The sequence below is a fragment of the Haloplanus salinarum genome (assembly GCF_009762275.1).
In the GTDB taxonomy this organism is placed as follows: domain Archaea; phylum Halobacteriota; class Halobacteria; order Halobacteriales; family Haloferacaceae; genus Haloplanus; species Haloplanus salinarum.
This window is the reverse complement of the sequence record NZ_CP034345.1, coordinates 2,203,149-2,215,459: the sequence shown is the minus strand read 5'-3', so window position 1 is coordinate 2,215,459 and position 12,311 is coordinate 2,203,149. Positions and strand designations below refer to the sequence as shown.

Below are 12,311 nucleotides of genomic sequence, written 5' to 3'. Positions count from 1 at the left end.
GGATGGGCGGGGAACTCCGGCGGCGCGCCGTCCACGCCAGCGGCGTCGGCTTCCCGGCGCTGTACCTGCTGGACCTCGCGGCGTGGCGGACCGTCGGCTACCTCCTCGTCGTCGGCTCCGCCGTCGCCGCGATACTGGAGGCGGTGCGGCTCCTGATCGGCCTGGACTGGGCCGTCTACGAGACGCTCACCCGGGAGTACGAACGGGACAACGTCGCCGGCTACGCCCTCTACATGTTCAGCATGACCGCCGTCGCGTGGGTCTTCGACCCGCCGGTCGCGGTCCCCGGGATGCTCATGCTCGCGCTCGGCGATCCGGTGAGCGGCCTCCTCGGCTCGAACGAGGCGGGGCGGGCCAAACGCGCCGGGGTCGTCGCCGCCATGTTCGCCGTCTGCTTCGCGCTCGGGACGCTCGTGTTGGTCCGGACGGTGGCGCCCCCGACGGCGGCCCTGGCCGCGGCCGTCGGCGCGGCGGGCGCCACCGTCGCCGACGGCTACACCCCCGTTGTCGCCGGCTACGTCGTCGACGACAACATCACCATCCCCCCGACCGCCTGCCTGGGGATCTGGCTCGTCCTGCGGTTCGGCGCGTAGGGCCCCCACCGTGGGCCGCCGCCCTGCACGCACACCATTATACACCTTAGAAAAGATAATATGACGAATAGATAGAGTTATATGTGGACGTTCGAATTTCGAGTACGGATACAGATGGAGAACGTGAACTTCTCTTGGCCTTCCGGTGCCCGTTCGTTTGGAGACAGCGACGGTTCCGAGGCGAACCGGTCGAAACGCGCGGTCGGCGTGTCGCCGAGGGGGCGGTGAGCCGCGATGTACGACGAGGAGATGGCGGACATCGGCGACGCGGCGGCGGCACAGATCGAGTTGATCGAGAAGCGTCTTCCGGCGTATCTCGTCCACGCGGCGATGGCGGGGGCGTACATCGGCATCGCCATCGTTCTGGTCTTCGTGCTGGGGACGGGGCTGCTGGGGACGGTCTTCGAACCGCTCAGCGGCATCCTGATGGCCGCGACCTTCGGGCTCGCCCTCAGTCTCGTGCTCATCGCCGGCTCCGAGCTGTTCACCGGGAACGCGATGATCATGGGCGTCGGCGCGCTGTCGGGGCGGACCGACTGGGGCGACCTCGGCAGGGTGTGGACGTACTCGTGGGTCGGCAACCTCTTCGGCTCCGTCCTCGTGGCGGCGATGGCCGTCTACGGTGGGGTGTTCGCCGACTCGTCGCTCGTCGTCGACGTTGCGGCGAACAAGATGACACTGTCGCCGCTGGAGCTGTTCATCCAGGCGGTGTTCTGCAACTGGCTCGTCGTGTTGGCCGTCTGGTGTAACTTCCGGCTGGAGAACGCCGTCGCGAAACTCGTGATGGTCTGGTGGTGTCTGTTGGCGTTCATCGGGGCGGGGTTCGAACACAGCGTCGCCAACATGACCGTCCTGACGCTCGCGAACCTCCTGCCGCACTCCACGGCGGCGGTGTCTTGGAGCGGGTGGCTCTACAACATCTCCATCGTCACCGCCGGCAACGCCTTCGCCGGCGTCGTCATGATGGGCGGTGCCTACTGGTACATCAGCGAGTCCTACAAGCTCGAACTGCCGAGCGGTTCGACGTCGGTGTCGACGTTCAGTAGCGCCGACGACGACTGATCCGTCTTCGGCGCGCACCGCGCACGCATCGCCGGTCCCGAACCGGCGGGCGAACCGCGTTCGGATCGCAAATACGATGAACGTACGTCGAACTGAGTCGGTTTTTCTGGACAGAATACAACCTTATATCCCGGGTATTCCATAATAAACCGGACATCCATCCGTCGAGATGGCCTCTAATACAAGAATATAAACGGTTATGCTTATACATCGCCATCAACAGATACTCTCCTGTGCGAAATATTGAACCTTCAGGCCGTAACACACGTGAATTTGGACGAACGCCGAACTTCGGTGGTCGCGATGAGTAGCAAGAAGGAGACGTGGAAGGAGGGGATGTACGGCGACGAGGTCCGCGAGAAGCTCCTGGAGTTCGCCGAGAGAGGGTGGGAGTCCATCCCCGAGGACGAACGCGACCTGTGGTTCTCCCGGTTCAAGTTCTGGGGGATCTTCCACCAGCGGAGCGGGCAGGAGAGCTACTTCATGCTGCGGCTGACGAACGCGAACGGACAGCTGAACGCCGAACAGCTCCGGGCTATCGGCGAGGTGGCTCGGGACTACGCCACCGGCCCGGTCGAGAACCCCGAGTTCGGCGACGCCTGGATCGATCTGACGACCAGACAGTCGATCCAACTGCACTGGATCAACCTGGAGGACGTCCCGGCCATCTGGGAGAAGCTGGAGTCCGTGGGCGTGACGACGCGGTCCTCGGGCGGCGACACGATGCGCAACATCGTCGGCTGTCCGGTCGCGGGGAAAGACGAGGAGCAGGTGATCGAGACGCAGTCGCTGCTGGAGCGCCTCCAGGAGGACCTCCGTGGCGACGACGAGCTCGCGAACATGCCCCGGAAGTTCAACATCAGCGTCACGGGCTGTCGCGAGGGGTGTGCCCAGGACGCGATCAACGGTATCGGCCTCGAACCCGCCGAGAAGGAGATAGCGGGCGAGGTCGTGACGGGGTTCAACGTCCGGATCGGCGGCGGCCTCGGCGGGCGCGAACCCCGCAAGGCCCGGGACCTCGACGTGTTCGTCACGCGGGAGAACGCCTACCACGTGATCCGCGGGTTCGTGGAACTGTACTACGAGCACGGGCGCCGTGACAACAGACAGAAAAACCGGAGCCGGTTTTTCGTCGACGACGAGGGGACGGCGGCCATCCGGGAACGCCTGCAGGAGGAGTACGTCGACGTCGACCTCCGGCGGGCGGGGCGGAACGTCCGCGAGGAGTACACCTACAACGCGGGGCGGCCCCCCGAGGCGGGGAAATCCGACCACGTGGGCGTCCACGACCAGCCCGACGGGCGGAAGTACGTCGGCCTGAGCGTCCCCGTCGGGCGGATGACCGCCCGGGAGACCATCGCGCTCGCCGACGTGGCCGAGGCGTACGGCTCCGGGAAGATCCGGCTCACCCGTCGGCAGAACCCGCTCATCATGGACGTCGAGGAGGAAGCCCTCGAGGACCTGCTGGCCGAACCGCTCCTCGAGACCCACCAGCCGAACCCGACGCCGTTCGACCGCGGCGGGATGGCCTGTACGGGTACGGAGTTCTGTGACATCGCGCTGACGGAGACGAAACTGCGCCTGACGCGGATCCTCCGCTGGCTCAACGCGAACGTCGAGGTGCCGGACGACGTGGAGACGATCAAGATCCACTACTCCGGCTGTACCGCCGACTGCGGGCACGCCTACACCGCCGACATCGGGTTGCAGGGGATGCGCGCCCAGAAGGACGGCGACATCGTCGAGGCGCTCGACATCGGCGTCGGTGGCGGCCTCGGTCCCCATCCCGGCTTCGTCGAGTGGGTCAGCCAGCGGGTGCCCGCCGACGAGGTGCCGGGCGCCATCCGGAGTCTGATCGGTGCGTTCGCGGCCCACCGCGAGGAGGGGCAGACCTTCCGCGAGTGGGTGGAGTCGTTCGGCACCGAGTCGGTCGTCGACCTCTGTGAGCCGACCGAGACCACCTACGAGGATCCGTACATGCACGACGCCAAGCAGACGTGGTACCCGTTCGCGGAGGGGGAGAGTCCGGCACCGACCACCGTCGAGGACGTGCCGATCACCTCGGACTGACCGATGCCCATCAGACTGCTCGACGTGACCGCGTACACGACGTTCGACTTCGTGTCGGGAAAGGCCGTCGGCCCGGACTGGAGCGACGCGTCCGCGGCCGTCGTCGACGTGGACCGCCCCGACGAGGCGCCGGGGACCGTCAGGCTCCGGATGGAGTTCGACGGGTCGGATCTGGAACACGTCGCCCCCCACGCGGACCACCTGTCGTTGTCGCCGGAGCAGGCCCGGGGCCTCGCGGCCGAACTGGAACGCAAGGCGGCGAACGCCGAGGCCGGCGAGGACGTCCCGGGAGGGCGCGGCCGATGACCGACGCCGTCGGCGGGGGGCGAAGGATGCAGCCCGGAACGGTGTCCCTCGTCGGCGCAGGGCCGGGCGATCCGGACCTCCTGACGGTGAAGGCAAGGCGGCTCCTCGAGGACGCCGACGCGGTGCTCTACGACTCGCTCGTGAGCGAGGCGATCCGCGACCTGCCGCCGGCGTCGGTCGAGCGGATCGACGTCGGGAAGCGGGGCGACGGCGAGCGGACGACACAGGCTGCGATCAACGACCTGCTGGTCCGGCGGGCGGCCGCCGGCGACGACCTGGTGCGGCTCAAAAGCGGCGACCCCTACGTGTTCGGTCGGGGCGGCGAGGAGGCCGAACACCTCGCGGCGGCGGGGATTCCGTTCGAGGTGGTGCCGGGGATCACCAGCGCCGTCGCCGGGCCGAGCCTGATCGGCGTCCCGGCGACCCACCGCGACCACGCGTCCAGCCTGACGGTCGTGACGGGTCACGAGGACCCGACCAAAGAGGAGGGCGCCCTCGACTGGGACGCCCTCGCCCGGTCGGTGTCCGCCGGCGGGACGCTGGTGATCCTCATGGGCGTCGGCCGCCTCCCCGACAACGTGGCGGCGCTCCGCGCGGGCGGCGTCGCCCCCGACACGCCCGTCGCCATGGTCGAACGCGCCTCCAGACCCGACGAGTTCGCCGTCACCGGAACGCTCGACACCATCACCGACCGCGCCCGGGAGGTGGGGATCGATCCCCCGGCCGTCACCGTCGTCGGCGACGTGGTGTCGGTCCGCGACCGGGTGGCCGACGCCCTGCGGGCGGCCGGAACCGTCCGTTCCGCCGACGCCGTCGACGACCCAGCGGTTCCGACGGAGTGACGCCGGCGGTTCGCAAGGTATTAGTACCGAGACGGGCTGTATTCCGACAATGGACCGGACGGAGTCCCGTACGTCCGAACCCGTCTGCCCCACGTCCGCAGTCCGCCGACCGCGACGACTGGGCCGTTAGGCCCACCTACTACATTTCTCCAGTCCCGCGTTCCGATTTCCAGACATCGTGTCCGTGAGCGCCCCGTTTCTCATTTAATTTCGATAATAAAAACGCAGAATATAAGTCCGACAAGGGCGAAGTCGCCGGTAATGACACGTGTGGCACTCGCGTTCTCCGGCGGACTCGACACGACAGTATGCGTCCCGCTCCTGGAGGAGGAGTGGGGGTACGACGAAGTCGTCGGCGTCACGGTCGACGTCGGCCAGCCCGAAGCGGAGTTCGCCGAGGCCGAGGAGACGGCCGAGGCGCTCGGCCTGGAACAGTACGTCGTGGACGCCAAGGCGGAGTTCGCGTCGGTGTGTCTCGACTCCGTCCGGGCGAACGCCACCTACCAGGGCTACCCGCTCGGGACGGCACTCGCGCGGCCGGTCATCGCCGAGGCCATCCTCGACGTGGCCCAGGAACACGACTGTGACGCCGTGGCCCACGGCTGTACGGGGAAGGGCAACGACCAGTTGCGGTTCGAGGCCGTGTGGCGCGCCTCCGACCTCGACGTCATCGCGCCCGTGCGCGAACTCGGCCTGACCCGCGAGTGGGAGATCGAGTACGCCGACGAGAAGGACCTGCCGGTCGAGGCCGGCAACGAGGGCGTCTGGAGCATCGACACGAACCTCTGGAGCCGGTCGATCGAGGGCGGCGACCTCGAACAGCCCGGTCACGTCCCGGGCGAGGAGATTTACGACTGGACGCGCTCGCCCGCGGGCGACAGCGAGGAAGTCGAGATCACCTTCGAGGACGGCTACCCCGTCGCCGTCGACGGCGAGGAGATGGACCCCGTCGCGCTCATCGACCACCTCAACGAGGTGGCCGGCGAGTACGGCGTCGGCCGCACCGACATGATGGAGGATCGGATGCTCGGGCTGAAGGTGCGCGAGAACTACGAGCATCCGGCGGCGACGACGCTCCTGAACGCCCACGAGACCCTGGAGAGCCTGGTGCTCACGAAAGAGGAGCGCGACTTCAAGAAACTCGTCGACGACGAGTGGTCCCAGAAGGGCTACGAGGGGCTGGTCGACGCGCCCCTGATGGGGGCACTCGAGGGCTTCATCGACGAGACCCAGACCCGCGTCACCGGCACGGTGACGATCCGGTTCGAGGGCGGGCAGGCCCGCCCGGTCGGCCGGGACAGCGAGTACGCCGTCTACGACGAGTCCTTCGCCTCCTTCAACACGGAGGACGTGGGCGACATCACGCAGAACGACGCGACGGGCGTGGCGAAGTACCACGGCTTCCAGGAGCGCATGGCGGCGAAGGTACTGGCGAAGGTCAAAGGCGAGGGAACCGAAGCGGTGACCGACGGCGCGGACTGGAGCGAGGAGTGATGCACGTCGGCCTGCTGTACTCGCGGATCAGGCGGGACGAGAAGCTCCTGCTCTCGGAGCTTCGGGACCGCGACCACGAGGTGACGAAAATCGACGTCCGGAAGGAGCGGTTCAACATCGGCGACGCGCCCGAGACGTTCGACGACATCGACATCGCGGTCGACCGGTGTCTGGCGACGAGCCGGAGCCGCTACGTGACGCGCTTCCTGGACGCCTACGGCGTGCCCGTGGTCAACGCGGCCGACACCGCGGAGCTGTGTGCCGACAAGGTGAAAAACAGCCTCGTCCTGGAGGCCGCGGGCGTGCCGACGCCCAACACCGACGTCGCCTTCACCACCGACAGCGCCCTCGAATCCATCGAGGACTTCGGCTACCCCTGCGTGCTCAAGCCGGTGATCGGGTCGTGGGGCCGCCTGATGGCCAAGGTGGACTCCCGGAGCGCCGCCGAGGCCATCCTCGAACACAAGGCCACCCTCGGCCACTACGAACACAAGGTGTTCTACATCCAGGAGTTCGTCGAGAAGCCGGGGCGGGACATCCGCGTCGTCGCCACCGACGGCGAGCCCGTCGCGGCGATGACCCGCAGCTCCGACCACTGGCTGACCAACGCCGCGAAGGGCGGCGAGGTCAACGAGTTCGAAATCGACGACGAGGTGGCCGACCTCGTGAAGCGGGCCTCCGACGCCGTCGGCGGCGGGTTGCTGGGCGTCGACCTCATGGAGACGGGCGACTCCTACACCGTCCACGAGGTGAACCACACGGTGGAGTTCAAGGCGCTCGACTCCTGTGTCGACTTCGACGTGCCCGCGGCCATCGTCGACTGGCTGGAGGGGAAGGCCCGGCAGGAGGCGACGGCATGAGCTACACCGCGAGCGTCGTCGGCGGCAGCGGCTTCACTGGCGGCGAACTCCTCCGCCTGCTCGACGGCCACCCGGAGTTCGAGGTTGTCCAGGCGACCAGCCGGAGCTACGAGCGCAAGACGGTGGGCCACCAGCACCCCAACCTCCGGGGGATGGACCTCCGGTTTACCGACCCGTCGGAACTCGAACCCGTCGACGTGCTCTTCGCGGCGACGCCCCACGGCGTCTCGATGGAGCGCATCGACGCTTTCCGGGACGCCGCCGACACCGTGGTGGACCTGAGCGCGGACTTCCGGCTGGGGAGCGAGACGCAGTACGACGAGTGGTACGACGGCCACGACCGGCCGGAGCTACTGGCCGACGCCGAGTACGCCCTGCCGGAGCTCAACCGCGAGAACCTCCCCGGCGCCGACCTGATCGCCTCCGGTGGCTGTAACGCGACGGCGACCATCCTGGGACTGAAGCCCCTCTTCGACGCGGGCGTCCTCTCGGGCGACGAGGACGTCGTCGTCGACGTGAAGGTCGGCTCCTCGGAGGGCGGTGCGGGCGGCGGCGCGGCCTCCTCGCACCCCGAGCGGTCCGGCATCGTCCGCCCGTACGCCCCGACGAGCCACCGTCACGAGGCCGAAATCGAGGAGTTCCTCGGACTCTCCGTGTCCTTTACCGTCCACGCGGTCGACATGACCCGCGGCGCGGCCGCGACCTGTCACGTCTTCCCGGACGGGCCGGTGGGGAAGAAGGACATGTGGAGCGCCTACCGCGAGAGCTACGGCGACGAGCCGTTCATGCGCACCGTCGCCGGCGGTGGCGGCGTCTACCGCTACCCCGAACCGAAGGCGGTCGCCGGTACCAACTACGGCGAGGTCGGGTTCGAGATCGACCCCGGGAACGAACGGGTGGTGGTGTTCTCCGCCATCGACAACATGATGAAGGGCTCGGCCGGACAGGCGGTTCACGCCGCGAACGTCGCCCTCGGAATCGAGGAGACCGCAGGGCTAGCGTTCCAGGGACTCCACCCCGTGGGCGCGCCATGACTTCAGAAAGACGTTCCTGCTCGCGGGCTCACGGCGCCGCCGTTCGCCGCTCCGCGGGCTGCGCCTTCCAGCGTCACGCGAGCCACCGGAGGTGCCTCGCGTGACCGTCGTCGTCAAGATCGGGGGTGCGAAGGCGGTCGATCCGGCCGGCGCCGTCGCCGACGTGGCCGACCTGGTCGAGACGGGCGAACCCGTCGCCGTCGTCCACGGCGGCTCCACGGCGGTCGACGACCTGCTGGATCGCCTCGACATCGACCCGACGTACGTCGAGACGCCGGACGGCGTGGTCGGCCGCTTCACCGACGAGGCGACCATGGAGGCGTTCACGATGGCGATGGGCAAAGTCAACACCGACCTCGTCGCGGCGTTCCGCGCGGCGGGCGTCGACGCCGTCGGCCTCTCGGGGGTCGACGGCGGCCTGCTCACGGGCGCCCGGAAGTCCGCAGTGCGGGTGGTGGAGGACGGCAAGAAGAAGATCAAGCGCGGCGACCACTCGGGGCGGATCGAGTCGGTGAACGCCGGCCTGCTGGAGTCGCTGCTTGGCGAGGGATACACGCCCGTCGCGGGCCCGCCGATGCTCGCCGACGACGGCGTGGCGGTGAACACGGACGCCGACCGGGCGGCCGCGGCCGTCGCGGGCGCGCTCGGCGCCCGGCTGGTCGTCCTCACGGACGTCGCGGGCGTGTACGCCGACCCCGACGACCCGTCGACGCTGATCGACTCGGTGACCACCCCCGCGGAGTACGACGCGCTGACCGACGCCGCGGAGGGGTTCATGACCAAGAAGGTGATGGCCGCGACGGAGGCCCTCGAATCGGGGGCGTCCGAGGTGGTCGTCGCCGACGCCAACGCCGACGCGCCCGTGACGGACGCGCTCGGCGACGGCGGGACACATATCCACGCGAGCGCACTGGAGAATACATGAGCGGATTCGTCTTTTCGGAGAAGCCGATCGGGATCGAACGCGGCGAGGGGGCGACCCTCTACGCCGACGACGGGACCGAATACCTCGACTTCGGCGCGAGTTACGCCGTCGCGGCCGTGGGTCACTGTCACCCGCGGGTCGTCGACGCCGTGAAATCGCAGGCCGAGGACCTGCTGTACGTCCAGGCATCGTATCCGGTCGAGGCCCGGACGACGCTGTACGAGAAGCTGGCGACGGTGTCGCCGCCCGGCCTCGACAACGTCTGGCTGTGCAACTCGGGCACCGAGGCCAACGAGGCGGCGATGAAGTTCGCCCGCAACGCCACCGGGCGGGAAAAGATCGTCGCCACCCGCCGTGGCTTCCACGGCCGGACGCTCGGCGCCCTCGCGATGACCTGGAAGGACAAGTACAAGAAGCCGTTCGAACCGCTCGCGGGCGGGATCGAGTTCGTCACCTACGGCGACGGCGAGGAACTCGCCGAGGCGGTCGACGAGGAGACGGCGGCGGTCTTCCTGGAGCCCATCCAGGGCGAGGGCGGCATCCACCCGGCCCCCCCGTCGTACCTGAAGCGGGCACGCTCGGTTACGCGGAAGGCCGGCGCCGCCCTCGTCTTCGACGAGATCCAGACCGGCGTCGGCCGCACCGGAACGCTGTGGGCCTGCGACCGCGCGGACGTCGCTCCCGACATCCTCACGACCGCGAAGGGGGTCGCCAGCGGCCTGCCGCTCGGCGCGACGGTCTGTGCGGACTGGATCGCCGACGCCGACCCCGAACACGGGTCGACGTTCAGCGGCGGCCCCGTCGTCTGTGCGGCCGCCAACGCCACCCTCGACGTCGTCGTCGAGGAGGACCTCCCGACCCACGCCGCGGACGTGGGGAGCTACCTGATGGAGTCGATCGAGGCAGCGGACCTCCCGGTCCGTGACGTCAGGGGCGAGGGGCTGATGATCGGCGTCGAGGTGAAGCGGGGGTCGAACCGCCTCCTGCGGGACCTGGCGCTGGAGGAGGGGATCCTCGCGCTCCCGGCCGGGCGGACCGTCCTCCGGCTGTTGCCGCCGCTGATCGTCGAGGAGGACCACGCCGACCGGATGGTCGAGGCCCTGGAGGCGGTACTGTGACCGTGAGCGAGACCGACGGGACCGAACTGACCGCGGCCCAGCGGCTCCTCGTCGACCTAGTCGAGATCCCGTCGCCCTCGGGCGAGGAGGAGGCCGCGGCCCGGCGCCTCGTCGACTTCTTCGAGGCCCACGGCCGCGAGGTTCGGATCGACGAGGTGGGCAACGTCCACGCCCCGGGGGACGACGCCGTCCTCCTGACCTCCCACATCGACACGGTGCCGGGTGACATCCCGGTCGAGGTCACGTCGACGGACGGCGAGCCGGCGCTGTGGGGGCGCGGGAGCGTCGACGCGACCGGGTCGCTGGCGGCGATGGCCGTCGCGGCCGTCGAGACGGGCGTGAGCTTCCTCGGCGTCGTCGGCGAGGAGGTCGACTCCCGGGGCGCCCGACACGTGATCGAGAGCGACCGGCCGGAACCCGGCGCGGTCGTCAACGGCGAGCCGAGCGGCTGGACGGGCATCACCCTCGGCTACCGCGGCCTGCTGGCGGGGACGTACGTCGCCACCAGCGAGTCGGGCCACACCTCGCGCCCGGAGAACAACGCGATCCAGGACGCGATGGACTGGTGGTCGCGGGTCGAGGCGGAGTTCGACCCCGACGAGTATCTGCCCGTCTTCGAGCGGGTCACCTGCAAGCCCACGTCGTTCGAGGGGGGCGCCAGCGTCGACGGCCTCTCAGTCGAGGCGACGATGGAGATCCAGCTCCGGGTTCCACCGAAGTACACCGTCGACGACGTCCGCGAGATGGCCGACGGCCAACTCGACGCGGGCACCGTCCACTGGTACGACCGGGTCCCGCCGGTGATGGAGAGCCCGCGGACGCCCGTGGCGCGGGCGTTCCGGGCGGCCATCCGTGAGGCCGGCGGCGATCCGCGGCTCCTGCGCAAGACCGGGACGGCCGACATGAACGTCTTCGCGTCGGCGTGGGACTGCCCCATGGTCACCTACGGTCCCGGCGACTCGGACCTCGATCACGCGCCCGACGAACACCTTCCGCTCTCCGAGTACGACCGGTCGGTCGACGTGTTGCTCGACGTCTGCGAGCGGCTCACGGAGGGAGAGGCATGAGTGTCGAGACGACCGACCTGCTGGACGTGGACGACCTCACGGCCGCGGAACTGGAGACGGTGCTCGACCGCGCGGCGGCGATCAAGGCCGGCGAGGACGACACCGACCTCTCCCGGCGGACGCTCGCGATGGTGTTCGAGAAGCCGAGCACACGCACCCGCACCTCCTTCGAGACGGCGATGACGCGGCTCGGCGGCCACGCCATCTTCCTCGGCCCGGACGACATCCACCTCGGGCGGGGGGAGCCGGTGAAAGACACCGCCCGCGCGCTCGCGGGCTACGCCGACGCCATCATGGCGCGGCTGTTCGATCACGCGGACGCGGCGGAACTGGCGGCGTACGCCGACGTGCCCGTCGTCAACGGGTTGACCGACGACGCCCACCCCTGTCAGACGCTCGCGGACCTGCTGACGATCCGCGAGGCGTTCGGCGGGTTCGACGACGTGACCGTCGCCTGGATCGGCGACGGCAACAACGTCGCCCAGTCCTTCGTCCTCGGGGCGGCACTCGCCGACTTGGAGTGTACCGTCACGACCCCGCCGTCCTACGGCGTCGACGCGGGCGTGATGGACCGCGCGGCCGAACTCGGGACCGCGCCGACGGTCGTCGACGACCCCGAGACGGCCGTCGCCGACGCCGACGTCGTCTACACCGACGTGTGGGTGTCGATGGGCGAGGAGGACGTCCGCGAGGAGAAACTGTCGGCCTTCGAGGGCTACCAGGTGAACGCGGACCTGCTCGCCGGACACGACGCCAAGGTGATGCACTGCCTGCCCGCCCACCGCGGGGAGGAGATCACCGACGACGTCATCGAGAGCGACCGCGAGTTGATCTGGCAGCAGGCGGAGAACCGCCTGCACGCACAAGCCGGCCTGTTGGTCGAACTGCTCGACTAGCCGCTCCCCGCGGACACGACGAATAGTCAACTGTCCAACCCTTG

General features: G+C 69.1%; 12 protein-coding genes. All 12 read left to right on the top strand.

Annotated elements, in window-relative coordinates:
- The first annotated feature begins 2 nt into the window (after window positions 1-2).
- The 12 genes from EI982_RS12725 to argF all read left to right on the top strand — a co-directional run bounded on the left by EI982_RS12725 (window position 3) and on the right by argF (window position 12,267).
- Window positions 3-593 carry a diacylglycerol/polyprenol kinase family protein gene (locus EI982_RS12725; RefSeq protein WP_157690059.1) on the top strand — a complete coding sequence of 197 codons (591 nt, stop codon included), beginning with the start codon at window positions 3-5 and terminating at the stop codon, window positions 591-593.
- A gap of 234 nt (window positions 594-827) precedes the next feature.
- Window positions 828-1,655 (top strand): formate/nitrite transporter family protein, encoded by an 828-nt coding sequence (locus EI982_RS12720; protein WP_157690058.1) that lies wholly within the window; start codon window positions 828-830, stop codon window positions 1,653-1,655.
- 303 nt (window positions 1,656-1,958) lie between these two features.
- Window positions 1,959-3,725, top strand: a complete 1,767-nt coding sequence (locus tag EI982_RS12715) for a nitrite/sulfite reductase (RefSeq protein ID WP_157690057.1) — start codon at window positions 1,959-1,961, stop codon at window positions 3,723-3,725.
- A 3-nt stretch (window positions 3,726-3,728) separates the two neighbouring features.
- Window positions 3,729-4,031 carry a DUF6360 family protein gene (locus tag EI982_RS12710; protein ID WP_157690056.1) on the top strand — a complete coding sequence of 101 codons (303 nt, stop codon included), beginning with the start codon at window positions 3,729-3,731 and terminating at the stop codon, window positions 4,029-4,031.
- Entirely contained in the window at window positions 4,028-4,873 is an 846-nt protein-coding gene (cobA, locus tag EI982_RS12705; RefSeq protein WP_199243619.1) for a uroporphyrinogen-III C-methyltransferase, read from the top strand. Before EI982_RS12710 ends, cobA begins: the two co-directional genes overlap by 4 nt.
- A gap of 261 nt (window positions 4,874-5,134) precedes the next feature.
- The gene (locus EI982_RS12700; protein WP_157690054.1) at window positions 5,135-6,367 is read left to right on the top strand and encodes an argininosuccinate synthase; all 1,233 of its coding nucleotides are present in this window, start codon (window positions 5,135-5,137) and stop codon (window positions 6,365-6,367) included.
- Window positions 6,367-7,227, top strand: a complete 861-nt coding sequence (gene lysX / locus EI982_RS12695) for a lysine biosynthesis protein LysX (RefSeq protein WP_157690053.1) — start codon at window positions 6,367-6,369, stop codon at window positions 7,225-7,227. The genes EI982_RS12700 and lysX overlap by 1 nt, the downstream gene beginning before the upstream one ends.
- Window positions 7,224-8,261: an N-acetyl-gamma-glutamyl-phosphate reductase gene (argC, locus tag EI982_RS12690; protein WP_157690052.1), complete on the top strand. Its 1,038-nt coding sequence runs from the start codon at window positions 7,224-7,226 to the stop codon at window positions 8,259-8,261. Before lysX ends, argC begins: the two co-directional genes overlap by 4 nt.
- A gap of 100 nt (window positions 8,262-8,361) precedes the next feature.
- The gene (locus EI982_RS12685; RefSeq protein ID WP_157690051.1) at window positions 8,362-9,186 is read left to right on the top strand and encodes an acetylglutamate/acetylaminoadipate kinase; all 825 of its coding nucleotides are present in this window, start codon (window positions 8,362-8,364) and stop codon (window positions 9,184-9,186) included.
- Window positions 9,183-10,304, top strand: coding sequence for an aspartate aminotransferase family protein (locus tag EI982_RS12680; protein WP_157690050.1), 1,122 nt, complete (start codon window positions 9,183-9,185; stop codon window positions 10,302-10,304). The genes EI982_RS12685 and EI982_RS12680 overlap by 4 nt, the downstream gene beginning before the upstream one ends.
- Before the next feature lie 2 nt (window positions 10,305-10,306).
- Window positions 10,307-11,371, top strand: coding sequence for a [LysW]-lysine hydrolase (locus EI982_RS12675; protein WP_157690049.1), 1,065 nt, complete (start codon window positions 10,307-10,309; stop codon window positions 11,369-11,371).
- Window positions 11,368-12,267, top strand: coding sequence for an ornithine carbamoyltransferase (gene argF / locus EI982_RS12670; protein WP_157690048.1), 900 nt, complete (start codon window positions 11,368-11,370; stop codon window positions 12,265-12,267). The genes EI982_RS12675 and argF overlap by 4 nt, the downstream gene beginning before the upstream one ends.
- Window positions 12,268-12,311 lie beyond the last annotated feature (44 nt).

Bases quoted from the DNA above. Each gene is read 5' to 3' on its own strand.
- EI982_RS12710 (WP_157690056.1), top strand. From the start codon at position 3,729: ATGCCCATCAGACTGCTCGACGTGACCGCGTACACGACGTTCGACTTC.
- argC (WP_157690052.1), top strand. From the start codon at position 7,224: ATGAGCTACACCGCGAGCGTCGTCGGCGGCAGCGGCTTCACTGGCGGC.
- EI982_RS12725 (WP_157690059.1), top strand. From the start codon at position 3: ATGGGCGGGGAACTCCGGCGGCGCGCCGTCCACGCCAGCGGCGTCGGC.
- EI982_RS12720 (WP_157690058.1), top strand. From the start codon at position 828: ATGTACGACGAGGAGATGGCGGACATCGGCGACGCGGCGGCGGCACAG.
- cobA (WP_199243619.1), top strand. From the start codon at position 4,028: ATGACCGACGCCGTCGGCGGGGGGCGAAGGATGCAGCCCGGAACGGTG.
- EI982_RS12680 (WP_157690050.1), top strand. From the start codon at position 9,183: ATGAGCGGATTCGTCTTTTCGGAGAAGCCGATCGGGATCGAACGCGGC.
- EI982_RS12715 (WP_157690057.1), top strand. From the start codon at position 1,959: ATGAGTAGCAAGAAGGAGACGTGGAAGGAGGGGATGTACGGCGACGAG.
- lysX (WP_157690053.1), top strand. From the start codon at position 6,367: ATGCACGTCGGCCTGCTGTACTCGCGGATCAGGCGGGACGAGAAGCTC.
- EI982_RS12700 (WP_157690054.1), top strand. From the start codon at position 5,135: ATGACACGTGTGGCACTCGCGTTCTCCGGCGGACTCGACACGACAGTA.
- argF (WP_157690048.1), top strand. From the start codon at position 11,368: ATGAGTGTCGAGACGACCGACCTGCTGGACGTGGACGACCTCACGGCC.